The sequence below is a fragment of the Corynebacterium canis genome (genome assembly GCF_030408595.1).
Classification (GTDB): Bacteria; Actinomycetota; Actinomycetes; order Mycobacteriales; family Mycobacteriaceae; genus Corynebacterium; species Corynebacterium canis.
This window is the reverse complement of the sequence record NZ_CP047080.1, coordinates 2,663,685-2,688,896: the sequence shown is the minus strand read 5'-3', so window position 1 is coordinate 2,688,896 and position 25,212 is coordinate 2,663,685. Positions and strand designations below refer to the sequence as shown.

The window sequence follows — 25,212 nt, the reverse complement described above, 5'->3', positions numbered from 1 at the left end:
ACACCTTTTATTTGCTACGGCTACACACCTCCAAGCGATGGGCAGCTTTCGTGGAAAAATCCACTTACAATGCAGGCCCACACCGTGAACAGGTGCACCGAGCAGATCTTTACAATGCACTACCGCGTACTGAGGCACTAGGGGCGAGGGTTGGGTACGGGGATTCCACACACGGCCATGACGCGCACCACGGAGGTATAGCCGGCGGTGCGCGTTTTATATATAGAAAGTGGATGATTTCTGTATAAAACATATGTGGGAATAAAACCTTGTTTTGGATGATGCCGGCGGTGTAAGAAGCTCCGTTGAGTGGCGAAATCGCAATTGTGTTTGCATAAAGGGCAGGGGCTTTGTGCGTTTGCATTCGGTGGCTTGGGGCGACAGGAAAGGGGCGCGAATGGGGCCTGAATGGGGTCTGAATGGGGCGGGGAGAGGCGATTTGGTTGGAGGCGGAAGCCGCGAAAATTACTCATAGATAGATTGCAATCGAAGTCAAAAATGGGATGTGAATTTTGGGCTATCGGTAACGTGGCATTAAGGTGTGAGGGGGTATTACGTGGGGGTGAATTGCGTCTCTTAGTGATTCGTCCGACCTCCGGTTGTAAAGCGGGGCCGTTAGGCGAAACGGTGCACGTATGCGGTGGGTGATAAGGTGATTTTAGAATAATTGCGCGAACTGGCCGGCTATGAAAAAAACCGTGTTTAGCTGGTGCGCAAGCGGTCTGGGTGCGGGAATTATTCGTCAGAAAATCATTCGTGCTTCTTTTGCTCAGATAGGTTTTTCTTTTTGATCGCCCTAAGTTTGCGTGAGACGGCCCACATCTTCAATTACGCTATGTTTATATTAGAAAAGGCATCCACTGTTAGGTTTTTAAGCGTGCCAAACTTAGTCGTGGTTTGATGGTCTTATGGATATAGAATCTGCGATATTGGATGCGGGGCGAGTTTGCATCCTACGTGATGGAATTCAGCGCACCACTATGGCGGGTGTCGCACGGGAGGCGGGTGTCAGCCGTCCTACCTTATATCGCCGATATACCGGCGTAAACGAATTGTTGGGCGATCTACTTACACGTGAGCTCGTGTCCGTGCTCGATCTCGCATATCCATTGCCCGAATCGCTTGACGAGCTTATTAACGTGGTCCTCGACTGTACCGAGGCCGTGCGCACGAACGAGTTGCTCCAGGCAATTGTGCAAACGGACCCCGAAGTGCTGACCAAATACTTTGTGCAACGCTTCGGCCGGACCCAGCAGCGGCTCATGAGATTCCTGGCCGCCCTATTCCGGAATTTAGAAGGCGAAATTAGGCCCGGCGACCCGGATAAGATGGCCGCCGTTGTGCTTACGGCCACGCAAATCCTTTCATTGAGCGGGGATGCCCTTTTGCAGATCGATCCAGACCCGAAGGTTTGGCGCAGCGAACTTGAAATTCTGATCCGCGGCTATTTGGTCCCATTCAACGAACACCAGCTGGAACTCTTTGAAGGCAAACTCTCGGACGATACGTAACTCCCATCGGTGGTGCGGTGCGGGCGGCAGGGGTTTCGGCGCGCAGGCGGTGGCGCGGGCGGGGCGCGGGCGGGCGTGTGTGGGGGAGCGCGGCTTCGATACGCTGTGTTCGCTATTGGCGTACACTGGGTTGACCTGCGAAAAAGGGGCCAAATTGGCGGCGTGCGGACAAATCAGGGCATGAATGGTTGGTCAACCACGTTAGAGTGGGTGCGACTGAAGAATATTTAGGGAGAGACATGTTCGAGAGGTTCACTGATCGCGCTCGGCGCGTTATCGTTCTGGCCCAAGAAGAAGCTCAGATGCTGAATCACAATTACATCGGCACCGAGCACATCTTGCTGGGGCTCATCCAAGAAGGCGAGGGTGTAGCCGCCAAAGCATTAGAGTCCATGGGTATTTCCCTTGATGCGGTGCGCCAAGAGGTCGAGGAGATCATTGGACACGGCGCCACCCCACACCAGGGACATATCCCATTTACGCCGCGCGCCAAGAAGGTGCTGGAGCTTTCCCTGCGGGAGGGCCTGCAGATGGGGCACAAGTACATCGGTACTGAGTTCCTGCTGCTTGGCCTGATTCGCGAAGGCGAAGGCGTAGCCGCCCAGGTGCTGGTGAAGCTTGGCGCGGACCTGCCGCGCGTGCGCCAGCAGGTTATCCAATTGCTTTCCGGCTACGAGGGCAACGCCGAGACGCGCCGCGATGATACGGTCGGCGCGGGTTCCACCCCGGGTGGGCGCGCGCAAACGAGCGCGGGCGAGCGTTCCAGCTCGCTGGTATTAGATCAATTTGGCCGCAACCTTACCCAGGCGGCCAAGGACGGCAAGCTTGACCCGGTGGTCGGCCGGGAAAAGGAAATCGAACGCCTGATGCAGGTGCTTTCCCGCCGCACCAAGAACAACCCGGTGCTTATCGGCGAACCCGGCGTGGGTAAAACCGCCGTGGTGGAAGGCTTGGCATTAGACATTGTGAACGGCAAGGTGCCGGAAACCCTGCGCGACAAGCAGGTGTATTCGCTCGACCTTGGTTCCCTGGTTGCGGGTTCCCGCTACCGTGGTGACTTTGAGGAACGCCTGAAGAAGGTGCTCAAGGAGATTAACCAGCGCGGCGATATCATCCTGTTTATCGATGAAATCCACACCCTCGTCGGTGCGGGAGCTGCGGAGGGTGCCATTGACGCGGCGTCGTTACTCAAGCCAAAGTTGGCGCGCGGCGAACTGCAAACCATCGGTGCCACAACGTTGGACGAATACCGTAAGCACATTGAAAAGGACGCGGCGTTGGAGCGCCGCTTCCAGCCCGTGCAGGTGCCTGAGCCCAGCGTGGAAATGACCATCGATATTCTCAAGGGGTTGCGCGACCGCTACGAAGCGCACCACCGTGTTTCGATTACCGACGGCGCGTTGGCCGCCGCCGCACACCTGTCCGACCGCTACATCAACGACCGCTTCTTGCCGGATAAGGCCGTTGACCTTATCGACGAAGCCGGTGCCCGCATGCGCATCAAGCGGATGACCGCGCCGGCGGGCCTGCGGGAAATCGACGAGCGCATCGCCAAGGTGCGCCGCGAAAAGGAAGCCGCCATCGACGGCCAAGACTTTGAAAAGGCCGCGGGCCTGCGCGATAAAGAACGCATCCTCGGCGACGAACGCGCCGCCAAGGAAAAGCAATGGCGCGAAGGCGACTTGGAGGAGATCGCGGAGGTCGGCGAGGAGCAGATCGCCGAGGTGCTGGGCAACTGGACCGGTATCCCCGTGTTTAAGCTCACCGAGGAAGAATCCACCCGCCTGCTGCGCATGGAAGAGGAATTGCACAAGCGCATCATCGGCCAAGACGATGCCGTGAAGGCAGTTTCGCGCGCCATCCGCCGCACCCGCGCCGGGTTGAAGGACCCGCGGCGGCCCTCGGGTTCCTTTATCTTCGCCGGCCCCTCCGGTGTGGGTAAAACGGAGCTTTCCAAGGCGCTGGCCGAATTCCTGTTCGGCGAGGACGATGCCCTGATCCAGATCGATATGGGCGAATACCACGACCGGTTTACCGCCTCCCGCCTGTTCGGCGCGCCCCCCGGGTACGTCGGCTACGAAGAGGGCGGGCAGCTCACCGAAAAGGTGCGCCGCAAGCCGTTCTCCGTGGTGCTTTTCGACGAGATCGAAAAGGCGCACAAGGAAATCTACAACACCCTGCTGCAGGTGCTTGAAGACGGCCGGCTTACCGACGGCCAGGGGCGCGTGGTGGACTTTAAAAACACCGTGCTTATCTTCACCTCCAACTTGGGCACGCAGGATATCTCCAAGGCCGTGGGCATGGGCTTTAGCGCCGTCGGCGAGGCCGATGCGGATGGCCAGTACGAGCGGATGAAAAACAAGGTCAACGACGAGCTGAAGAAGCACTTCCGCCCGGAGTTCCTGAACCGCATCGACGATATCGTGGTGTTCCACCAGCTCACCCGCGAGCAAATCGTACAGATGGTCGATTTGCTGATCGGGCGCGTGGCCAAGGCCCTGGAGGCCAAGGACATGGCGCTGGAGCTTACCGACGAGGCGAAGCACCTGCTGGCCAAGCGCGGCTTCGACCCGGTATTGGGTGCCCGCCCGCTGCGCCGCACGATCCAGCGGGAGATCGAGGACGTATTGTCCGAAAAGATCCTGTTCGGTGAGCTCGGTGCCGGTGAGATCATCACCGTCGATGTTGTCGACGATGCGTTCACCTTCACCCCGAAGCCGAAGCCGCTGCCCGAGGATGCCTTTGACACCCTCGCGGTTGAGGCTGCGGAGCTTACCGCAGACTCCTAAGTAGCATGTGCACGGACATCCGGTGCAGCTGGTTTGCTCAGCTTCATCGGATGTTTTGCTGTTAGACTCAGGGCATGGCAATCCAGGTTCGTGACATTGTCCATGATGATCGAGACTGGCTACGCTCATACATGGTCCAGCAGTGGGGTAGCGAATTCCTAACCACCCGAGGCGTCGAAAACAATGCAGTGGAGGCGCCCGGGCTAGTGGCGGTTCGGGGCGGGGAGATCGCAGGGATTCTCACCTATGTAGAACACGAGGACGATTGCGAGATCCTGTGTTTAAAGTCGCTGACGCCGGGTAAAGGCGTGGGCAGCCTCCTAGTGGAAACCTTTTTAAAGGACCGCCTGCCGGGTGAATTGATCACCGTGAGCGTATTCAACGATAACGTTGGCGGCCTTGGCTTTTTCCAACATCTGGGGTTCCGGATCGTGGAATTGCTTCGCGGTAACGCCGATAAGGCGCGGTGCAAGAACCCCGGCATTCCGCTGGTGGGCGCGCGCGGAATACATATTCACGATGAATTGGTGTTGGCCCAACGGCTGTGACCGCACCGACTATAGTGGAAACCGCAGTTCGCACTAGGAATGGTTAAGGAGTCGATGCAGCATGGGCATTACGTTCCGCAAGCGCAAAAAGGTTGGCAAAAACAGTTGGATTAATATCTCCGGTTCCGGGGCTTCCGCCTCCACGAAAATAGGCCCCGTGACGGTGAATAGCCGCGGGGGCCTGTGGGTCAACTTGCCCGGCGGCCTTACCTACCGGGGGCGGTGGCGCTAATTGCGGCGTTCGGCGGCCCAGGCCATAAGGTCGCCGATTTCCGCTTTGGCGAGCGGGGTGAGGGCCTTGTTATCCTCCAACATTTGTTCGCCCCGCAGCCGGATAAATTCCAAATAGTCGGGGTCCTTGGTTGCGTTAAAGCCGTCCTGGGCGGCGCGCATTTCCATGAAATCATTGGTGACTTGGCGGGTTAGTATCCACCGCCCCCACATCGCAATAATCGCGCACACGAGCGCCACGATTGCTGCCACGGGTGTCCAAAGGTACAACAGCCCAGCCAAGACCATGAGCCCGGTGACCAATTTGCCCACCGAATACACGTAATCCTTGCGTTCCTTGGACAAGGTTTCTTGGCCCACGGCGATAAAGGTTTCTTTAAAGCTCGGGGCGGGTCGCTGCGAACCGTTGGTTGCGCGATTATTGCGAGCGTTCATTGGGCGAGCACCTCGTGAATATAGCTAGCGGCGGTGGTGGCCACGGATTCCGTGAGTTGTTGAATCTCCACCGGTGAATGCGGGAACGAAACGGAATGATCCGCCCATTGATGCATATCAATATCATTCCACGAATCGCCGAGCGAATAGGTCTCATAGGTTGCGCTCGTGGTGTCGCGCAAATGGCTCATCAACCACTCCAATCCTGTGCGCTTCGTGCAATTTGCGGGCACGATATCCAAGAAGTCCTGGTTGCGGTGGCAATCCACCACGTCCCCGTATTGGTCGCGGATCCAGGCGTGGATCCGCGCGATGCTGTCCTCCGTTGCCGCACCGGCATTGATCCACAACGGGATTCCCACAAAGGTGTGGTTTCGAATATCGGAAATCGGCATCGGGTCGAAATATTGCACGATATCGGTGGTGAGTTCCGGAGGGATAGTGCTGGCCAAACGCACATCGTTGGTGTCCAGCGTGGTGGCAAACACCCCCATGCCGGGTTCGCCGGATAGCCTGCCAACGATCTCAACCACCAGTTCGGTCGGCAGGGTGGTGCTCATGAGGATGTTGTAATCCTTGTCCGTGATCACGGCACCCGTATAGAGCACATAGAAATCGAATTCCAGGTTGCTGGGACGCAAGGCGTGCTTGGTGGCGGCGATCGATTTGCCGGTCGCGCATACCGCAAGGTGTCCGGCGTTCTGCCAGGCGTCGATGGCGGCAATGGTGTCGCCGCTAATGGCGCGATCAAAAATCAGCGTGCCATCAAGGTCGCTGCTGAGAAGCTTCGTTGTTGTCATGGGTTGTGTACGTTTTCCGTTTCTAGGGCGCACCCAGGCGCGGGCGTGCAATGTCAAACGGGAGTTGAGCCGCCAGTAGCGCTCAACTCCCGCCGTGATCACGATGTGTACGTTCGGTCTACGCCGGTGCGGGAGCCAAGATCCCGGCCCCGTAACCGCAGATGCCGATGGCAAACATGCCGAAGATAATCCAGATCGCGTTGACCTTTCGCCGTAGCAGCCACATGCACAGGAACGTCAAGAGCAGCGCCGCCAGTCCCGGCAGCAGGGTGTCCAAGATGTCCTGCACCGTGGTGACCACTTCCGTGCCGGTTTGGTCCTCGTACCGCGAAATCTCCAGCGGAATATAGATGGAGGTCCACTTGGAAACCAGCGAGCCCATCACGAACAGACCCATGATGGATGCCATCTGCGTCAGCTTGCGCAGGGTATTGCCGCCGACCTCGGAGACAACCTCAACACCCTTCTGGTAGCCCAGCTTGAATCCGTACCAGCGTGTGGCCATGCGGAAGATGGTCAGAACCACGAAGAACAGGATCGGGCCGAGGATATTGCCGTTGGTGGCCAGCGAGGCGCCAAGCGCGGCCAGCACTGGGCGAGCGGTACCCCAGAACAGCGGGTCGCCGACGCCGGCCAGCGGACCCATCAGGCCGACTTTGACGTTGGTGATGTCCGCATCGGAAATGTCCTCGCCTGCGGCCTTTTGGCGTTCCATAGCGGCAGTCACGCCGAAAATGGAGGACGCGATCCACGGGTGGGTGTTAAAGAATTCGAGGTGACGCTTCAGCGCCGCGGCCTGGTCTTCCTTTTTGGTGTAGAAGCGCCGAATGGCGGGCATAAGGGAAACGCACACGCCGATGGCCTGCATACGCTCGAAGTTAAACGACCCGAGCATAAAGGAAGAGCGAATATACGTGGAGAGGTAATCGCGTTGGGTTAATTCCGGCGGGCCGCCCGGTTGTTCAACCACAACAGCATCCGGCTTCGTTGGTGTAGTCATGATCGTTGTGTCCTTTCCGTCGCTCACTCAAGCTCGTTGTCGTAATTTGGGCCGGTGGTAGCCATGGCCCGCGCCGGCGGCTTGATGCTGTCGTGGAACAGGGGGTTGAGCTGCACGTACACCACGGCCAAGCAGGCGCCGATAATACCGAGGCCAACCAGGTTCAGGTCCGGGATAAACGCGGCGAGCACGAACCCAAGGAAGAAGAATGGCATGAGGGCGCGGGCCTTCATCATGTTGATCACCATGGCGTAACCAACAACCACGATGAAGCCACCGGCGACCTGCAGACCAACGGAAACGACCTCTGGGATCGCATCCAGCCACCGCTCCACGGTGTCCGTGCCGGCGACGGCGGCGACGGCGGCGGTGGGGATGGCCACGCGCAGACCTTGCAGGAACAGCGCGGTAAAGTGCATGATTTCGATGCCCCGGAAGTTCGCCTCTTCCGCAAATTTGTCTGCCTGATGCTGGAAGAACACCGCGATGGTGCGTACGAAAATGGTAAGCACCTGGCCCGCAGCAGCCAGCGGAACGGCGATGGCGATACCGGTGTTCACGTCCTGCCCACCGGCAATAACGACGACCGCGGCTACCGTAGAAGCCAGCGCAGCATCCGGCGCCATCGCGGCACCGACGTTCATCCAGCCGAGGGCGATCAGCTCTAGCATGCCGCCTAGGATCACGCCGGTGGTGAGGTCGCCCATCACCAGGCCCATCAGGGTACAGGCGACAAGCGGACGGTGGAATTGGCGCTCATCCAACACGGATGCCATGCCCGCGACCAGCGCAACGAGCACAACAAGAACAAATGAAATAGCGCTCATGTCAGGAGTCCTTTCTCCTTGAGTTTGCTCATCATGTCAGTGCGTGAACTAGTCGGAACTTGCTGCAACGTCATTGGCACTCCTAGTGCATTGATTGCTTTGTACGCTTCGACATGCTCATCGTTGACCGAAACTGCCTCAGTGATCAGTGTCATCCCGGTCTTAAAGGTGACACCACCAACATTGACTTCGTCGACTTTCACGCCCTCCTCCAACAATTTGAGGGCGTCCATCGGGCTTTCGACGACGATCATCGTGCGCATGCCCTTGTATTCAGGGTTGAAATACACGCGAACCGTCTTCGGGATATCAAGTACATTTGTTCGAGCCGAGGCGGGCCCAACCTGCAGCAGCAGCGACTTGCGCAGCTCGTCGTGGGCCGCGGCGTCGCAAGCCGCAATCAGCGTCTGCGGCGCCACATGGTTCACCCAGGAACCGGCCACCTGGCCGTGGATCAAACGTGAATCGATTCGTAGGAAGGCCACATTCATCGTGGCGTTCGGATCGCGCGGGAAATTCGGGTCAATCTCCGCCGGGGCCGCAGTAGCCGGAGCGGCGGCCGCAGCTGCAGGGGCCGCATCGGTGGCGGCGGCGTCGGCAGGCGCGGCGTCGACAGGCGGGGCAGCGGGCTTCGGCGGTTTGCCGGCCTTAAAGGAACGCACGCCGGAAGTGCCCGCCTTCAGCGCCTTCTTGACCAACTTGTCCAATGTGGCGTTCGGGCGGCGGGCGGCGGTAAATACCTCCACAAGCATGGGAATGCTCACCCCCGACACCGCGTCCGCATTCTCACGGTCCGCCACAAAACGGGCCCCCGCATTATATGGACTGCCCCCAAACAAATCTACGAGGAACAGGAGATCTTCGGTGTTATCGCCGACGATTTCCCCATACGCCTCAAGTAAATCCTCCGGGCCCTGTCCGGGAACAAAAGTAACTGAATGTGTATTTTCCACTTCGCCGACGATCATCGTGGCGGAGTCAACCAATGCTGGGGCAGATTCCCCGTGTGCCGCAACTATTATGCAAACCATATGCTCCTCCGAAGCAGGGTAAACGACGAGGTTATTGGTGACGTTTTGAAGGCAACCTATTGAAATCACATCGTATGCCGAATTTGATAAACCGACAACATTTTGCATTTATTGTAACCCCGCTCATACCTGCTTGTGACCTTTTCGCCGCACATCTGACGCCGCAACAATTTGCCCGCAAAATTGGTCTGATCACCCCCCGAAATTGCTTATACAACTTTGGTTTATTGCCTGAATAAAAACCTCGTTATGGATTCTTTCAGAAAGTGTGTGCCCCCGCGATTTTGCCAACTCAACAATCGGTGTTTGGTAAACTCACTTTACTAACGAACGTTAGCTAGAAAGGAACGCGCAATATGGCCCGAGATACCCGCCTCGCCCTCCTCGCGGCGGCCCAAAAATCCTTCGCCGCGCGCGGGTACGGGGGTACATCAGTGCGGCAACTCGCGCGGGCGGCGGGCATCAAGGAAAGCTCCCTTTACAACCACTTCGCCAGCAAGCAGGAACTCCTCGACGCCGTTATCGAACGCGCCGAAACCCGCCTCGCCGCCGTGGCTGAGCGTTTCCACGTTTCGTTCGATGATGCCGAAGCCGCCGCGCCCTTCTACGCCCGCGTCACCCCAGCGCAACTCAAAGCTTTGCTGGAGGCGTTCCTCCACGAGTGGCTTTACGACGCCGATGTGGTCGCCGCCCGCCGCGTGCTCACCCTCGAGCAATACCGGACGTCCCTGGCTGGGAGTAGATTACGCGAACTCACGGTCGAAGGCCCCCTGCGCTTTCAAACGGAACTTTTCCGCACGCTTATCGGTCGTGGTGTGTTTCGGCCCGCCGATCCCGAAGCCGTAGCGCTGGCGTTTTGGGGACCCGTCTTTGCCATCCTCGCCGCGGCGGAACGAGACGATGCCGCCGACCGTGATGCAGCCGAACAAACCTACGCACAGGCGGTGCGGCGGATCCAATTGCATCTCGAGCATTTTATCGCCGCCCACCTTGCCGAACCGCCATCTTCCAAGGAGTAACCATGACTGGGCTTCGCCGTGCCATGCTTGCAATCGCCGTGTTCCAAGGCCTGTCCACCCTGCTCGGTGCCGTGCTTTTGCTATTTAAGCCGCACTACTTCGCATTCCTTCTCGATGGCACCGCCTTCGCCGGCCAATACCTCCTTGCCGCGCTCTTGCTCGGGGTGGTTGTCGATGGTACCCAATGGGCCGCTATTTGGATACATGTTCGAACGCCCCAATGGTTGGCGGCGGGCTACGCGGTGGCCGGTTTTGTCATGCTCGGCTGGATCCTCGGGGAATGCCTCGCCATCGGCGTTTTCATTTGGCCCCATGCCTTTTGGGGTGGTGTGGGTGCCCTGCAGGTGCTATTGCTCACTGCATATCTCGGGGCGTTCCGCGCTCATCCGGTACCGGCCTAAGTAGTTATTGCGGACCCGCAGGTCGGCGAACTTGCGCTGTCAAGTTTGCCCGAGTTGGCGCTGGGGAGGCTCCATGAGGCCAGCCTGTGCGTGGTCGTGCGGATCAGTGGATAGGTTGTGTGCAGCCGTTGACCTGCGATCGTCCTGAATTTCTTCATTGGGATGTCCAACGAAGAATAAAAAGACCAGACGCAGCGTTTTTGGGCTGTCATCTCTCAGGACCTTGGTAACAACCTGTTTCATCACCTTGGTGACAACCTGTCTCATGTCCTTGGTAACAGTCTGTCTCATGGCCTTGGATGCAACGAGTCTCATGACCGTGGAAACGATTTTGGTGGTGTTCGTTTTCAATTAGGTGCATGGTTCGTCCTCTTTCGCCGAATGTGCGGCGTTTAATTGTTGAATTTGATCCGTGTGCCGCGAACGGCATGAGTATTACGGAGTTTTGTGCGGTTCATGGCATTAGCCGGAAAACGTATTATGCGATCAAAAAGCGTTTTGAGCAGGAAGGATTTGGGGCGCTGCATCCGCGGTCGAGTGCGCCGCATAAGCCTGCGACTACCTATGATGAGGCTACGGTGTCGATGGTGCTTGCGATGCGGGAGCGGCTTGGCCAATTTGGTTGGGATAATGGGCCGCGATCCATTTGGTATGCGTTGATTGATCAGCCGAATGTGGTGCAGCCGATTCCTTCGGTGTCGACGATTGCTCGGATTCTGGCTGCTGCGGGTGTGGTCGCGAAGAATCCCCGGAAGCGGCCTCGCTCATCGATAGTGCGCTTCGAGCGATCCTGTGCCATGGAGTTGTGGCAGCTGGATGCGTTTTCCTATCGGCTCGCTACTCCGGCGGGCACTGTGATCACGATTTACCAGCTTATCGATGATGCAACCCGATTTGATGTGGGTACTACGTATGGCACCAAGCCGGAAAATGGGGCAGATGCGTTGAACTGTGTAGTTAACGCGATCCGTGTCTATGGGGTACCGCGCCAATTGCTGAGCGATAATGGTGGCGCGTTTAATCAGATTCGCCGGGGCCGGATCACTGCGCTGCATCGGTTTCTTGCCGTCAAGGGTTGTGAGGCCATTACTGGCCGGGCGGATCATCCCCAAACCCAAGGCAAAAACGAACGCTCCCATCAAACCTTGGTGAAGTTCCTTGATGCGCACAAGCCCAGTACTGAGGCCAAATTGAAGGAATTGCTCAGTGAATACCGGGAGTACTACAACAACAAGCGGAGGCATCAAGCACTCGGGGGTATGACCCCGAAACAGGCCTGGGACAGCATCGAACACCGCCCTAGTAGCGGCGAGCCCATCACCCAGGAGCAATTGACTGCAGAGATTGAAAAATACCGGCAGGCCCGTTCGAGCGAGTCCCCCAGCGCTGCAGATGGCCTCGACCAGGATCCAGCAATGCTGTACATCAAACCCTCGTCCAGACCACGTTTCGCGCTCGCGGGGTACTACATCAATATCCCCAAACGGCTTACCGATAAGCACTACTACGTCGTTCACACCGACGATGAATACGCGCTATTCGATTCCGTCGACGGCGTCATGGTCCTGCGAATCCCACTGCCACTAAACGTGCTCGGCGAACCGATCGGCGCCACCGTACCCCTTTGGAAAATCATCGGCGCGTACCTCCACGAGGCCCCGCCGTGGTTTCTCAAACGACAGCAGCAATGGCTACAACAACACCCCACCGCCGCTGCTGAACTAGAGGATTAACTACCCGCTCGCGCGTTACCAAGGTAATGCTACTGGTTGTCACCAAGGTGATGATACTGATTGTTACCAAGGTGATGGCACAGAGTGTTACCAAGGTCGCGAGATTCTACACAGCGTTTTTGGGCGAGATTCGTCCGGAATTTCTTCGTTGGCGGCCCTAATGAAGAATAGAAAGACCAGCCCCAGGTCGGTAGTTGCGCACAACCTATCGGCACGCACGTTGGTTGCACACAGCCTATCGGTGACCTTGGCGGTGATGCACAAGCTACTGCCGCTGGGGTGACTTGGGGGCCGAAATTGGCCGGCGATTTTCCGCGCTCAGGCAGATTCGACACGCCGGGACCCTAGTGACGGTGTTTCCGCAGGACGCCGAATTCGAGCTGTTAGATCTGCCTGAGGCAGATCCGGCGGGGCCGATGATTCGGGAAAATTCAACCTTGCATGTGTGGAACGGCCTTGCCAACAGCTTGCCCTGGTAGGTTGTGTGCAGCCGTTGACCTGCGATCGTCCGGAATTTCTTCATCGGGCACCTCAACGAAGAATAAAAAGACGATTTGCAGCGTTTTTAGGCGTGTAGAATTTCGCGACCTTGGTAACACTCTGTGCCATCACCTTGGTAACAATCTGTATCATCACCTTGGTAACAACCAGTAGCATTACCTTGGTAACGCGCGAGCGGGTAGTTAATCCTCTAGTTCAGCAGCGGCGGTGGGGTGTTGTTGTAGCCATTGCTGCTGTCGTTTGAGAAACCACGGCGGGGCCTCGTGGAGGTACGCGCCGATGATTTTCCAAAGGGGTACGGTGGCGCCGATCGGTTCGCCGAGCACGTTTAGTGGCAGTGGGATTCGCAGGACCATGACGCCGTCGACGGAACCGAATAGCGCGTATTCATCGTCGGTGTGAACGACGTAGTAGTGCTTATCGGTAAGCCGTTTGGGGATATTGATGTAGTACCCCGCGAGCGCGAAACGTGGTCTGGACGAGGGTTTGATGTACAGCATTGCTGGATCTTGGTCGAGGCCATCTGCAGCGCTGGGGGACTCGCTCGAACGGGCTTGCCGGTATTTTTCAATCTCTGCAGTCAATTGCTCCTGGGTGATGGGCTCGCCGCTACTAGGGCGGTGTTCGATGCTGTCCCAGGCCTGTTTCGGGGTCATACCCCCGAGTGCTTGATGCCTCCGCTTGTTGTTGTAGTACTCCCGGTATTCACTGAGCAATTCCTTCAATTTGGCCTCAGTACTGGGCTTGTGCGCATCAAGGAACTTCACCAAGGTTTGATGGGAGCGTTCGTTTTTGCCTTGGGTTTGGGGATGATCCGCCCGGCCAGTAATGGCCTCACAGCCCTTGACGGCAAGAAACCGATGCAGCGCAGTGATCCGGCCCCGGCGAATCTGATTAAACGCGCCACCATTATCGCTCAGCAATTGGCGCGGTACCCCATAGACACGGATCGCGTTAACTACACAGTTCAACGCATCTGCCCCATTTTCCGGCTTGGTGCCATACGTAGTACCCACATCAAATCGGGTTGCATCATCGATAAGCTGGTAAATCGTGATCACAGTGCCCGCCGGAGTAGCGAGCCGATAGGAAAACGCATCCAGCTGCCACAACTCCATGGCACAGGATCGCTCGAAGCGCACTATCGATGAGCGAGGCCGCTTCCGGGGATTCTTCGCGACCACACCCGCAGCAGCCAGAATCCGAGCAATCGTCGACACCGAAGGAATCGGCTGCACCACATTCGGCTGATCAATCAACGCATACCAAATGGATCGCGGCCCATTATCCCAACCAAATTGGCCAAGCCGTTCCCGCATCGCAAGCACCATCGACACCGTAGCCTCATCATAGGTAGTTGCAGGCTTATGTGGCGCACTCGACCGCGGATGCAGCGCCCTAAATCCTTCCTGCTCAAAACGCTTTTTGATCGCATAGTACGTTTTCCGGCTAATGCCATGAACCGCACAAAACTCCGTAATGCTCATGCCGTTCGCGGCACACGGATCAAATTCAACAATTAAACGCCGCACATTCGGCGAAAGAGGACGAACCATGCACTTAATTGAAAACGAACACCACCAAAATCGTTTCCACGGTCATGAGACTCGTTGCATCCAAGGCCATGAGACAGACTGTTACCAAGGACATGAGACAGGTTGTCACCAAGGTGATGAAACAGGTTGTTACCAAGGTCCTGAGAGATGACAAGCGTTTTTAGGCGAGATTCGTCCGGAATTTCTTCGTTGGCGGCCCTAATGAAGAATAGAAAGACCAGCCCCAGGTCGGTCGTTGCGCACAACCTATCGGTACGCGGGTTGGTGGCACAGAACCCATCAGCGCGCACGGAAATTGCGCACAACCTATCGGTGCGCAGGTTGGTGGTGCGCAGTCCATCGGCGCTTAGGGGCCTCGGCGAGTTCATCAACCGGCGAGCTCACCAACGGGCGAGCTCACCAACCGGCGCGCTTGCCTAGGCTTTTGCCTAAGCTATTGGTAGCCGAAATTTTCCGGGCGTGTGTTCTTCGGCTAGGCCGTCCGCAAGCAGGGAAAATAGGGCGCGGTCGCGTTGCGTGGCATCGGGCCAGAGGATGTCGATGTCGGCGCGGCCGGATTCCGGGTGTTCGCGCAGATGTGCCATGATGATGCCGCGCACCTGCCGATCCGTTCCGGCGAATCTTTGGGTGCGGCGTTTCGGGGGTTCGGCGGGTTTCGGGCACCCCGCTAGCCGCCAAGCGCATGTTCGAACGATGGGGCATTGTTCACACTTGGGTTCGGGCGTGCAGACGATCGCCCCAAGCTCCATGAACGCAACCGAAAATTCAGGAGCGCGTTCCGGCGGCAGGAGCGCGGCCACCGCTGGCAGATCCGCTGCCCGGGGATTTCCCTGATGGAACTCGCCTTGGACGTAGCGGCGCAGCACACGCCGAACGTTGGTATCTACGACGGGGACGCGGCGTCGATAAGCAAAGGCCGCAATGGCGCGGGCGGTGTACTGCCCAATCCCCGGTAATTCGAGCAATTCTTCGACGGTGTCGGGCACCTGGCCGCTGTGCTTTTCGACGATCGCGCGCGCACAATCCAACAGCCGCAACGCCCGCCGCGGGTACCCGAGGTTGCCCCAGGCGCGGAGGATCTCGTCGGGGCTCGCCTGGGAAAAATGCAGGGCAGAGGGCCAACGTTGCATCCAGTCCTCCCAAAGCGGCGCGACGCGGGACACCTGGGTTTGCTGGCTCATTACCTCGCTGAGCAGCACGCCCCACGGCGTGGTACCGCGGCGCCACACGATATCGCGAGCGTGTTTGTCGTACCACGCTAGGAGGTCATCTATCATGAGCAGCAGTGTACCCCCGGCAATTGCCCCCAAATGCTTTTGCGGGTGCAGAATAACATTATGGCTTCCAATGAGATGAACCGTGATCAAACCCCGCACAGCGTGTGGGAGCAATTGCAGGCAGGCAACCGGCGATTCATGCTGTTTCAAGAGGAACGCCCAAACCAGGATGTTGGCCGCAGGCACGAACTTACAATGGGGCAAAACCCGATCGCCGCTGTGCTCGCGTGTTCGGACTCGCGCGTACCAGTAGAAATGATCTTCGATCAGGGCTTGGGGGATGTGTTTGTGATTCGTACGGCGGGGGAAATCATCGACCTCGCGGTGCTGGGCAGCCTCGAATACGCTGTCGAATCGCTCGGGGTGCCGCTGGTGGTAGTCATGGGGCACGAATCCTGCGGCGCCGTCGCGGCGACCCAGGCGGCGCTGGACGGGCAGGGCATCCCAGACGGCTTTCAGCGCGTGCTTATTGAAAAAGTAAGCCCATCTATTTTGGAGGCACGAGCGGCAGGCGACACCACCACCGCGCAATTCGAGATTAGGCACGTTGCTGAGACGGTAGATCAGATTATGAGCCGTTCACCTGAGATTAAGGCAAAAATTCTCCGTGGAACCTGTGGCATTGTTGGGGTTCACTATAGACTTTCCGATGGTTACGCCGAGCCTGTCGTAACAGTTGGGGTTGACTCGTTAGACTAAGGTGCGTGCAACGTAACTCCCGACGACTCCCAGAAGTAATCTACATCCGCCGACGCGTCGCGGCGCTCGTAGTGCTTCTCGTGCTCATCGGCTCTGTGACCAGCTTCCTTGTATATGTAAGCAAGAGCGCCAGCACGGAAACCATTACCGCGACCCCGACTTCCTCCCCCACAACGTCTACCAGCACCCAGGCATCCACCAGCAACAAGGCCGAAAAAACCGGAGACACGCGCACCGACGAAGACACCAGCACCAATGGCACTTCCACCGGCACGAGCACAGCTAACAACCTCACACCCGTGAAGAAGGATACCTGCGAACTGCAGGATCTTATCGTGGAGGCGCGTAGCGACCAACCCAGCTACACCACCGGCACGCAACCGCATTTCTACCTGACCGTCCGCAATCCCACCACCGCAGATTGCGTTATTGACCTGCGGGAGGAGCAACTCCGCTTCGAAGTCTACGACCTTGCCACAAACACGCGGGTATGGTCCGATATCGATTGCAACGCGTCCGAGGATTCTTCCGCCCGCACCTTCCCGGCGGAATCCGAGCGCCACTACGAGGCCATTTGGTCCCGCACGTACTCCGCCCCGGGAAGTTGCTCCGGCCGGGAATCCGTCCCTGCGGGTTCCTACCTGCTGTACACGCTCGTAGGCACCAATAATTCGGACGGCCAAACCTTTAACCTGAGCTAAGGCTGCTGGGTGTTAGCGCCGCAGCCGGCTGAGGCCATCGTGAATATGCCGCGCCCATAAGGTGCCAACGTGTTCCACTTTGGCGATATCGTCGATGTTTACTTCCAGCAGTCGGTGTAGGTCGCCGAACTCGGCGACCAGTTTATCCATCAGGAACGGCTGCACTCGGGGCACTCGGTTCAGCACGCGGTAACCACGAGGCACAATCCACTGGTTCAGGGATTCCTCGGCGACGGGGAAGCCGAGGATCCTTGCCACCAGGGTCCCCTTGACCAATTCCGTATCCGGCAAATTCCGCAGCGAGGTGAGCGCCGCCTTCACCGCGGTGTCGGAAGGCAAGGCCGCCGAAACGAGGTAATCCCGTACAATTACCTCAAGGTCGTGCTCGTTATCGCCGTGTAATTCGGCCAGCTGAATGCTGAGCTGCTTGCCGTCCACGCCGAGCTCGATCACGTCCCGGTGGATAGTTTCCGCCGCGCGCCGCAGCAATTCCATGCGTTGCACCACGGCGATCACATCCGAGACGGTCGAATAATGGTTCAATTCGGCGCGAAACAGGTATTGGTTGTCCCGGTCGAGCCGTTGCCGGTACCGTTCCATTGTTGCCAGCGCTTGGTTCGCCCGCGACAGGATTTCCGAAGACCCCTGCAGGACGTGCCGCGCCCCGTTCACATACACGGTGATGAGTTTCATCGATTGGCTGACCGCGATCACCGGATACCCGGTTTGCAGCGCGGTGCGTTCCGCCGACCTGTGCCGCGTCCCGGATTCCCCGGTTGGCAGCGCCGCATCCGGCATGAGCTGCACGTTTGCCCGGCGGATGTGGTGCCCAGAGTCGGAGAGCACGACGGCGCCGTCCATCTTGCATAGCTCCCGCAACCGGGTCGCCGTGAACTCGACATCGAGTTCGAATCCGCCGTCGCAAATGGCGGCTACTTCGTCGTTAAAACCGAGGACGATCAGCGCCCCGGTCCGACCGCGAAGGATGCGCTCCAGGCCATCACGAAGCGCCGTACCAGGGGCAAGACGCTCCAAGGTGGCATTGAGCGTCAACGGGTGTGCATGCATAATGCGTTTTAGCTTACTGCCTGAATCGCCGCCCTAATATCCGCGACATGTTCGATGCGCATACCGGGTATTTCCAGGCGCTCGCCAGCAGGCACAATGGCGTTCGTGTACCCCAGGCGCTGCGCCTCCGCGAGACGGCGCGCGAGCTGCGGCACCCGCCGGATTTCCCCAGCTAGACCCACTTCCCCCAGCACCACCGTCCGCTGCGGTAACGGTTTCCCGCTTATCGACGACGCGGTGGCCAGCGCCACTGCAAGGTCCGCCGCCGGTTCCCCAACCTTCATCCCGCCCACAGTTGCGATATAAACCTCTTTTTCGGACGTTCGTTTGCCTGCCCGGGCGGCCAATACCGCCAAGACCATCGGCACCCGGGTGGCGTCCAACCCCGTCACCGCGCGGCGCGGGTTTTTCGCCGGCGAATCCACCAATAGGCTTTGCACCTCCGCCAGGATCGGCCGCACCCCGTCCATTGCAACCGTTACCGCCGTGCCGTCCGGGGTTTCCTCGCGGTGGGAAAGGAACAACCCCGAGGGGTCCGCGATCTCTTTGATCCCGTCGGATTGTTGTTCGAAGCAGCCGACCTCGTCCGTAGCCCCGAAGCGATTCTTTATCCCACGCAGAAGGCGCAAACTGGAGTGCTTATCGCCCTCGAAATTAAGCACCACATCGACCAAGTGTTCCAGCACTCGCGGGCCCGCCACATTGCCATCCTTGGTCACGTGCCCAACCAGCAGGACCGGAATCCCGGAGGTTTTCGCCAGCGAGGTCAAGGCCGCGGTGACCGCCCGCGATTGCGCCACCCCGCCGGGCACGCCCTCCACCCCGGAGGCCTTCATGGTCTGCACGGAATCCACAATTAATAGCGACGGTTTTAGTTCCCGCACATGCCCGAACACAACATCGAGGTTCGGTTCGCTGGTCAAATATAGTGTTGAATGCAGCGCGCCCGTCCGTTCCGCCCGCAGCCGCACCTGGCCCGCCGATTCTTCCGCAGTCACATAGAGCGCGACGCGCCCTTGCGACGCCCATTTCGAAGCCACCTCCAGCAGCAGCGTCGATTTCCCCACGCCCGGTTCCCCCGCCATTAAGACCACGCTCCCTGGCACGATGCCCGTGCCCAATACCCGGTCCAGCTCCCCAATCCCGCTCGAAATGCTTTTCGACGCCGCGGGATCCACCTCCACAATCGGAATCGCCGGCGAAGTGGGGGTCAACGCGGCAACCGTCACGTTCCCCGGGGTCGCTTCCTCCAAGGTCCCCCAAGAACCACATTCCGGGCACCGCCCCAACCATTTCGGGCTGGAATACCCGCACTCCGTGCAGGTATGAATGGTTCGTTCCTTTTTGGCCATGCCAGGTACTGTACCCAAACCCCACAACCCGCCCGCCGCCGGTCTGCCCCGCAGAATCGCATAAGGGCCCCGAAGGGCCCTGCGAAACACGAAATGCTTAGTGCTTTTGATCCTTGTGATCTTCCATCTTGTCGGACACAACGCGATCATTCATGCCGGCTTCGTGCAGGTTGCCGGCGATCGGGGCGTCTACCTTGATGGAGCCATTATCAAACGTGAATTCCACTTCCTTATGGCCGCCGATGGCAAAGCCCGGGTTTTTCACCTCGGTGCTGATGTGGGTGATGCACACGCCGTCAGCTTCGGTGAGCATATCGGTGTATTCGGCGGCGTCCGCAACGATGGAGCAATTGCGCTCCATCGAGGGGGTATCCGAAAGTGTGACCTCCTTGCCATCCACGGTCACTTTCTTCAACGAGTGGCTGGTCATTTTGGTGTCATCGTTGATGGCGGTGAATTTCACGGCGGCCGAAGAATCGTCATTAACCACGATCGTCACATCGCGGACAAGTACGTTTCCATCGCTTGTTTGTGCGGGAACGCCATCGACTGCGGCGACCTGATCTGCGGTTTGAGAAATCTGACCAGCGCCGCAGGCGGTCAGGGTGGCCAGTGCAGCGATACCGGCGATGGCTATGCGGAGGGTTTTCACTTCTTTGTCACTCCAACAGGGAAAGGGGGTCAGACGGGGGTTACGCGATTATCTTAGTCTGTACATTTGGTTACTGCACTACACGGGGGGAACAGGGCCCGAAACGCGCAGGTCGCTTGCGTGATATTATGTACGCTGTTGAAAAGTGGAAGCCTCAAGGAGTGGGTATGGAATTCAAGGTCGGTGACGTGGTGGTTTACCCGCATCACGGCGCGGCGGTTATTGAGGCCATCGAGCAGCGCGAACGCGGCGGCCAGGTGGTCGACTACCTGGTGCTGCAAATCAACCAATCTGACCTCACCGTCCGAGTCCCCGCCAAGAATGCCGAACTGGTAGGCGTACGCGATGTTGTCGGGGAGGAGGGCCTGCAAAAGGTGTTTTCCGTGCTGCGGGAAACCGACGTGGAGGAAGCCGGAAACTGGTCCCGCCGCTACAAGGCCAACCAAGAGCGCCTCGCCTCCGGCGATGTGAACAAGGTTGCGGAAGTGGTGCGGGATCTGTGGCGCCGAGACCAGGACCGCGGCCTGTCCGCCGGGGAGAAGCGCATGCTGGCCAAGGCTCGCCAGGTGCTGGTGGGGGAGTTGGCCCTAGCCAAGAATGTGGATGAAGCGAAGTCCGATGATTTGCTCGCCCAGATTGACGCCACCATCGAGCGCCACCGAGCGCTGAAAATTGAGGATGAGCCGGAGAAGAAGCCCGTCGAAGACATTGATCTAGACGACATCAACTTCGACGATGACGAAGACTAACCCAACCGAACCGTCCGTCACGGCGCTTGTGGTAGCCGCAGGTCAGGGCACCCGTTTGGGGGCTGGGATCCCAAAGGCATTCGTGGAGGTGCATGGCACCACCCTGGTGGAGCGTAGCGTCGCAGGGCTGCGCTCCGCGGGGGTCACAAACATTATTGTGGTGGTTAGCCGCGAGATGCGCGCCGCCGCCGAAGAAGCTTTTGGCAACGATGTTCGCATCGTGCTCGGGGGTGCGGAACGCATGGATTCGGTCCTCGCCGGCCTCGAACTGGTTGCCGAAGGGATTGTTTTGATCCACGATGCGGCCCGCGCGCTTACCCCGCCCGAGATGATCCGCCGGGTGATTGCGGCCGCACACCAGCACGCCGCGGTGATACCTGTGCTGCCGGTGGCGGATACGATGAAGCGGGTTGCGGGAGGGGTGGTCGTCGATACGCCGGATCGCAGTGAGTTACGCGCCGTGCAAACGCCGCAGGGTTTCGACGTCGCGCAGCTCAAGGCCGCATACGCCGCCCGCCCGGACCGGCTGCCCACCGACGACGCCAGCTTGATGGAATGGTTCGGAATCCCGGTACGCTGCGTCGACGGCGACGCCCTCGCGTTCAAAGTGACCACCCCCTTAGACCTCGCGCTGGCCCGCGCGCTGACCGAAGGAGAATCATGATCATCCCCCGCGTAGGTGTGGCAACGGACGCCCACCAGGTGCAGCCCGGCAAACCCTGCTGGATCGCCTGCCTGTTATTCGAAGGTGTGGACGGCTGCGAAGGGCACTCCGATGGTGACGTGGTGGCGCACGCGGTGGTAGACGCACTGTTGTCCGCATCCGGGCTCGGCGACCTTGGTAGTTTCGTCGGCGTGGGGCGAGCGGAATACGACAATGTTTCCGGCAAACGCCTGCTGCGGGAGGTGCGGGATCTGCTGGAGTCGGAAGGCTTTATTATCGGCAATGCCGCCGTCCAGCTCGTCGGCAATACCCCCAAGCTGGGGCCCCGCCGCAAGGAAGCGGAGCGCGCCATGAGCGATTATCTCGGCGCACCGGTGTCCGTGGCGGCCACCACCACCGATCACCTGGGATTTACCGGCCGCGGTGAGGGGCGCGCCGCAGTGGCAACCGCCGTGGTTTGGCGGCGCGATACACTGAATAATTGTGAACTTAAGACTCTTTGACACCAATACACGTACACTCCGCGACTTTATTCCCCTGAAGGAGGGGCACGCTTCCGTGTATTTGTGTGGTGCCACCGTGCAAACCATTCCGCATATTGGGCACGTGCGTTCCGGCGTGGCTTTTGATATTTTGCGGAATTGGTTGGAGGCGAAAGGGCTTGACGTTGCCTTTGTGCGTAACGTGACAGATATTGACGACAAAATTATTGCCAAGGCGGCGGAACATGGCCGCCCCTGGTGGGAATGGGCCGCCACGCACGAACGGGAGTTCCAGTGGGCGTACCAGCAGCTGGGGGTGCGGCCGCCGAGCGTGGAGCCCCGCGCCACCGGGCACGTCACACAGATGGTCGAATATATCCAGCGGATCATCGATAATGGTCACGGCTATGCGGCGGACGGCAATGTGTACTTCCAGCCCACCACGCTTCCGGATTACGGCCAGCTTTCCGGGCAGAAGCTCGACGAGCTCGACCAAGGCGAATCCGCAGGTACCGGCAAGCGCGACCCGCGCGACTTCACCATGTGGAAGGCCGCCAAGCCGGGGGAGCCGAGCTGGCCTACGCCGTGGGGTCCGGGGCGCCCCGGCTGGCATATCGAATGCTCCGCCATGGCTACTACCTACCTCGGCGGTGAGTTCGATATCCACTGCGGCGGCCTAGACCTGCAATTCCCGCACCACGAAAACGAGATCGCACAGGCGCACGGCGCGGGCGACGGCTTCGCGCGGTATTGGCTGCACAACGGCTGGGTCACCATGGCGGGCGAAAAGATGAGCAAATCCCTGGGCAATGTGCTGAGCGTGCCCAATGTGCTTACCATGGTGCGCCCGGTGGAGCTACGCTACTACCTGGGGAGCGCGCATTATCGTTCCATGCTGGAGTATTCGGAGGCCTCGCTCAAGGAAGCCGCCGCAGGTTATCGCCGCGTGGAGGCGTTCCTGCACCGAGTTGGCGCCGTGGAACCCACGACATGGACCCAAGAGTTCGAAAAAGCTCTCGATGATGATCTGGGTGTCCCAGCCGCGCTTGCCGAGGTGCACACGGCCGTCCGTGCGGGCAATTCCGCGCTCGCCGCCGGTGATACCGAGACCGCCCGCGCGATCGCAGGTCAGGTGCGCGCAATGATGGCGGTGCTCGGCGTGGATCCGCTGAGCGATACCTGGCGTGAGGCCACACCCACCAAGGCTATCGACGCCCTGAACGTGCTGGTAGGCGCCGAGCTCGAGCGCCGCACCACCGCCCGCGCACAACGGGATTGGGCCACCGCAGACGAAGTGCGTGATCGGTTGGCGGCCGCCGGCATCGAAGTGGTGGACACCCCCAACGGCCCCGAGTGGTCGCTGAAGGAAGAGGACTAAACAAATGGCAGGCAATTCCAAACGCCAAGGCGCAATGCGCAAAAACAAAAAGGGCGCGCAATCCGGTTCCGGGGGCAAGATCCGCCGCGGGCTGCGCGGTAAGGGGCCCACCCCGAAGGCGGAAGATCGCGTGTATCACGCCGCCCACAAGCGTAAGCAGGAGCAGCTGCGCCGCGATGCGGGCCGCCACACGAAGGAGCAAACATCCGAACTGGTTGTCGGACGCAATCCGGTGGTCGAATGCTTGCACGCCAAGGTGCCGGCTACCGCGTTGTATGTGGTCGAAGGTGCCTCTAACGACGAACGTTTGTCCGAGGCCGTACATCTCTGCGCGTCCCGCAATATCCCCGTACTGGAAATCTCCCGCCACGAGCTGGACCGCATGACCGGAAACGGCATGCATCAGGGCATTGGGCTGCAAGTTCCGGCGTACCAGTACGCCGATGTAGAAGATTTGATCGATCGCGTGACCGCTTCCGGCGAGGACGGGCTGATCGTGTGCCTGGATAACATCACGGACCCCCGCAACCTCGGCGCCGTGATCCGTTCCGTCGCCGCATTTGGTGGGCATGGGGTGGTCATCCCAGAGCGCCGGTCCGCCTCCGTCACCGCAGTGGCGTGGCGCACCTCGGCGGGCACGGCGGCCCGGCTTCCCGTGGCTAAGGCCACCAATCTCACTCGCACATTGAAGCGATTCCAGGAGGCGGGATACCAGGTCGTCGGCCTCGATGCGGGTGGCGAACACACCCTCGATACCTACGATGGCACCGGTCCCACCGTGATTGTTGTCGGCTCCGAAGGCAAAGGAATGTCCCGCCTTGTGCGGGAAACCTGCGATACTATTATGTCCATTCCCACTGTTGAATGGGTAGAATCGCTCAACGCCTCCGTCGCCGCGGGCGTCGTCCTTGGCGAGTTTGCTCGTCAGCGTAGGAGGCAACTCACCCCCTGAATCTGCGGAGAATCATGCCCCGATCTTCAGCCAGGACCTACAGCAAAACATTCCGAGCAGCAGCAATAGCCAGAGTCATTCAAGCAGGGAGGCCACGCACCGAAGTGGCCCAAGAGTTGGACATCCCGCTGTCCACCCTGAACTATTGGGTTTCCAGAGAAATCGGCACGCTGGGGTCTGGCTCCGGATCGCACAACAAGCTCTAGGCAGCTCTCGGCGGCGTAACCGTTGATCTGAAGTGCACTCTTGATAGGTTGTGTGCAGCCGTTGACCTGCGATCGTCCGGAATTTCTTCATTGGGGTGTCCAACGAAGAATGGAAGGACGAGCTGCGGCTTTTTTGGGCCAGATTCGTCCGGGATTTCTTCGTGAGACCCCCGAATGAAGAATAGAAAGACCAGCCCCAGGTCGGCGGTTGCGCACAACCCATCGGCGGGGTGATTTGGTGGGGTTGAAGTGGCTGCCGAGCTTCGCGCTCAGGCAGATTTGACATGTAGGCCGCTGCGCGGTGGTGTTTCCGCAGGACGCCGAATTCGAGCTGTTAGATCTGCCTGAGGCAGATCCGGTGGGGCCTATGGTTCGAGAAAGTTCGAACTCTATTGCCCGGGATTGCTTTCCCCGCAGCTTCCGCCGATAGGTTGTGGGCAGCCGTTGACCTGCGATCGTCCGGAATTTCTTCGTTGAGTACCCTAACGAAGAATGGAAGGACGAGCTGCGGCGTTTTTGGCCCAGATTCGTCCGGAATTTCTTCGTGAGACCCCCGAATGAAGAATAGAAAGACCAGCCCCAGGTCGGCGGTTGCACACAACCTATCGCCCCTCTGGGTGGCTGGGACATCCCACCGGCACTCTGGGCGG

The 25,212-nt window shown here is 59.1% G+C and carries 26 protein-coding genes; 15 read left to right on the top strand and 11 right to left on the bottom strand.

Annotated elements, in window-relative coordinates:
- Nucleotides 1-908 precede the first annotated feature (908 nt).
- From CCANI_RS11960 to CCANI_RS11945, 4 genes are all read left to right on the top strand, one after another.
- Entirely contained in the window at nt 909-1,511 is a 603-nt protein-coding gene (locus CCANI_RS11960) for a TetR/AcrR family transcriptional regulator (protein ID WP_146325299.1), read from the top strand.
- Nucleotides 1,512-1,750: 239 nt separating this feature from the next.
- Nucleotides 1,751-4,300: an ATP-dependent Clp protease ATP-binding subunit gene (locus CCANI_RS11955; RefSeq protein WP_146325298.1), complete on the top strand. Its 2,550-nt coding sequence runs from the start codon at nt 1,751-1,753 to the stop codon at nt 4,298-4,300.
- Nucleotides 4,301-4,374: 74 nt separating this feature from the next.
- The gene (locus CCANI_RS11950) at nt 4,375-4,848 is read left to right on the top strand and encodes a GNAT family N-acetyltransferase (RefSeq protein ID WP_146325297.1); all 474 of its coding nucleotides are present in this window, start codon (nt 4,375-4,377) and stop codon (nt 4,846-4,848) included.
- A 61-nt stretch (nt 4,849-4,909) separates the two neighbouring features.
- Complete coding sequence (locus CCANI_RS11945) at nt 4,910-5,080, top strand: DUF4236 domain-containing protein (RefSeq protein ID WP_146325296.1); 171 nt, start codon at nt 4,910-4,912, stop codon at nt 5,078-5,080.
- Here the strand turns inward: CCANI_RS11945 and CCANI_RS11940 are convergent.
- The 5 genes from CCANI_RS11940 to CCANI_RS11920 all read right to left on the bottom strand — a co-directional run bounded on the left by CCANI_RS11940 (nt 5,077) and on the right by CCANI_RS11920 (nt 9,172).
- Entirely contained in the window at nt 5,077-5,514 is a 438-nt protein-coding gene (locus CCANI_RS11940) for a hypothetical protein (RefSeq protein WP_146325295.1), read from the bottom strand. The two genes, CCANI_RS11945 and CCANI_RS11940, sit on opposite strands and share 4 nt — an antisense overlap.
- Nucleotides 5,511-6,314, bottom strand: coding sequence for an HAD hydrolase family protein (locus CCANI_RS11935; protein ID WP_146325294.1), 804 nt, complete (start codon nt 6,312-6,314; stop codon nt 5,511-5,513). The genes CCANI_RS11940 and CCANI_RS11935 overlap by 4 nt, the downstream gene beginning before the upstream one ends.
- 118 nt (nt 6,315-6,432) lie before the next feature.
- Nucleotides 6,433-7,314, bottom strand: a complete 882-nt coding sequence (locus tag CCANI_RS11930; RefSeq protein ID WP_146325293.1) for a PTS system mannose/fructose/sorbose family transporter subunit IID — start codon at nt 7,312-7,314, stop codon at nt 6,433-6,435.
- 23 nt (nt 7,315-7,337) lie between these two features.
- Nucleotides 7,338-8,141, bottom strand: coding sequence for a PTS mannose/fructose/sorbose transporter subunit IIC (locus CCANI_RS11925; protein WP_146325292.1), 804 nt, complete (start codon nt 8,139-8,141; stop codon nt 7,338-7,340).
- On the bottom strand, nt 8,138-9,172 hold the full coding sequence (locus CCANI_RS11920; protein ID WP_146325291.1) for a mannose/fructose/sorbose PTS transporter subunit IIA: 1,035 nt from the start codon (nt 9,170-9,172) through the stop codon (nt 8,138-8,140). Before CCANI_RS11920 ends, CCANI_RS11925 begins: the two co-directional genes overlap by 4 nt.
- Nucleotides 9,173-9,528: 356 nt before the next feature.
- On the opposite strand from CCANI_RS11920, the gene CCANI_RS11915 reads away from it, so the two are divergent.
- Nucleotides 9,529-10,191, top strand: a complete 663-nt coding sequence (locus CCANI_RS11915; protein ID WP_146325290.1) for a TetR/AcrR family transcriptional regulator — start codon at nt 9,529-9,531, stop codon at nt 10,189-10,191.
- 2 nt (nt 10,192-10,193) lie between these two features.
- The gene (locus CCANI_RS11910; protein WP_146325289.1) at nt 10,194-10,592 is read left to right on the top strand and encodes a hypothetical protein; all 399 of its coding nucleotides are present in this window, start codon (nt 10,194-10,196) and stop codon (nt 10,590-10,592) included.
- A 39-nt stretch (nt 10,593-10,631) separates the two neighbouring features.
- On the opposite strand, the gene CCANI_RS11905 is transcribed toward CCANI_RS11910, so the two are convergent.
- Entirely contained in the window at nt 10,632-10,907 is a 276-nt protein-coding gene (locus tag CCANI_RS11905) for a hypothetical protein (RefSeq protein WP_146325288.1), read from the bottom strand.
- A gap of 44 nt (nt 10,908-10,951) precedes the next feature.
- Between CCANI_RS11905 and CCANI_RS11900 the strand changes: the two genes are divergently transcribed.
- Complete coding sequence (locus tag CCANI_RS11900; protein ID WP_146325786.1) at nt 10,952-12,325, top strand: helix-turn-helix domain-containing protein; 1,374 nt, start codon at nt 10,952-10,954, stop codon at nt 12,323-12,325.
- A gap of 683 nt (nt 12,326-13,008) precedes the next feature.
- Here CCANI_RS11900 and CCANI_RS11895 read toward each other — a convergent pair.
- Both CCANI_RS11895 and CCANI_RS11890 read right to left on the bottom strand, forming a co-directional pair.
- A complete protein-coding gene (locus tag CCANI_RS11895) occupies nt 13,009-14,382 on the bottom strand; it encodes a helix-turn-helix domain-containing protein (RefSeq protein ID WP_290211282.1) in 1,374 nt (457 codons plus the stop codon).
- 428 nt (nt 14,383-14,810) lie between these two features.
- Nucleotides 14,811-15,659 (bottom strand): HhH-GPD family protein, encoded by an 849-nt coding sequence (locus CCANI_RS11890; protein ID WP_146324408.1) that lies wholly within the window; start codon nt 15,657-15,659, stop codon nt 14,811-14,813.
- Nucleotides 15,660-15,719: 60 nt separating this feature from the next.
- Here CCANI_RS11890 and CCANI_RS11885 point away from each other — a divergent pair, with 60 nt between their 5' ends.
- Both CCANI_RS11885 and CCANI_RS11880 read left to right on the top strand, forming a co-directional pair.
- Nucleotides 15,720-16,358, top strand: coding sequence for a carbonic anhydrase (locus CCANI_RS11885; RefSeq protein WP_246118218.1), 639 nt, complete (start codon nt 15,720-15,722; stop codon nt 16,356-16,358).
- Between the two features lie 5 nt (nt 16,359-16,363).
- Nucleotides 16,364-17,059 carry a hypothetical protein gene (locus CCANI_RS11880; protein ID WP_146324407.1) on the top strand — a complete coding sequence of 232 codons (696 nt, stop codon included), beginning with the start codon at nt 16,364-16,366 and terminating at the stop codon, nt 17,057-17,059.
- A 12-nt stretch (nt 17,060-17,071) separates the two neighbouring features.
- Here CCANI_RS11880 and disA read toward each other — a convergent pair whose 3' ends face one another.
- From disA to CCANI_RS11865, 3 genes are all read right to left on the bottom strand, one after another.
- Complete coding sequence (gene disA, locus CCANI_RS11875) at nt 17,072-18,127, bottom strand: DNA integrity scanning diadenylate cyclase DisA (protein ID WP_146324406.1); 1,056 nt, start codon at nt 18,125-18,127, stop codon at nt 17,072-17,074.
- An 8-nt stretch (nt 18,128-18,135) separates the two neighbouring features.
- Nucleotides 18,136-19,479: a DNA repair protein RadA gene (radA, locus tag CCANI_RS11870; protein WP_146324405.1), complete on the bottom strand. Its 1,344-nt coding sequence runs from the start codon at nt 19,477-19,479 to the stop codon at nt 18,136-18,138.
- A gap of 97 nt (nt 19,480-19,576) precedes the next feature.
- Nucleotides 19,577-20,131 (bottom strand): hypothetical protein, encoded by a 555-nt coding sequence (locus CCANI_RS11865; protein ID WP_246118217.1) that lies wholly within the window; start codon nt 20,129-20,131, stop codon nt 19,577-19,579.
- Between the two features lie 167 nt (nt 20,132-20,298).
- Here CCANI_RS11865 and CCANI_RS11860 point away from each other — a divergent pair, with 167 nt between their 5' ends.
- From CCANI_RS11860 to CCANI_RS13585, 6 genes are read left to right on the top strand one after another with little or no spacing between them, the layout of a single operon-like run.
- Nucleotides 20,299-20,880, top strand: a complete 582-nt coding sequence (locus tag CCANI_RS11860; RefSeq protein WP_146324403.1) for a CarD family transcriptional regulator — start codon at nt 20,299-20,301, stop codon at nt 20,878-20,880.
- Nucleotides 20,867-21,544, top strand: a complete 678-nt coding sequence (gene ispD / locus CCANI_RS11855; RefSeq protein ID WP_146324402.1) for a 2-C-methyl-D-erythritol 4-phosphate cytidylyltransferase — start codon at nt 20,867-20,869, stop codon at nt 21,542-21,544. Before CCANI_RS11860 ends, ispD begins: the two co-directional genes overlap by 14 nt.
- Nucleotides 21,541-22,047: a 2-C-methyl-D-erythritol 2,4-cyclodiphosphate synthase gene (gene ispF / locus CCANI_RS11850; protein ID WP_146324401.1), complete on the top strand. Its 507-nt coding sequence runs from the start codon at nt 21,541-21,543 to the stop codon at nt 22,045-22,047. The genes ispD and ispF overlap by 4 nt, the downstream gene beginning before the upstream one ends.
- A complete protein-coding gene (gene cysS, locus CCANI_RS11845; RefSeq protein WP_146324400.1) occupies nt 22,028-23,404 on the top strand; it encodes a cysteine--tRNA ligase in 1,377 nt (458 codons plus the stop codon). Before ispF ends, cysS begins: the two co-directional genes overlap by 20 nt.
- A gap of 4 nt (nt 23,405-23,408) precedes the next feature.
- On the top strand, nt 23,409-24,356 hold the full coding sequence (gene rlmB, locus CCANI_RS11840; RefSeq protein WP_146324399.1) for a 23S rRNA (guanosine(2251)-2'-O)-methyltransferase RlmB: 948 nt from the start codon (nt 23,409-23,411) through the stop codon (nt 24,354-24,356).
- A 14-nt stretch (nt 24,357-24,370) separates the two neighbouring features.
- Nucleotides 24,371-24,562 (top strand): transposase, encoded by a 192-nt coding sequence (locus CCANI_RS13585; RefSeq protein ID WP_146324398.1) that lies wholly within the window; start codon nt 24,371-24,373, stop codon nt 24,560-24,562.
- Nucleotides 24,563-25,212: the final 650 nt, after the last annotated feature.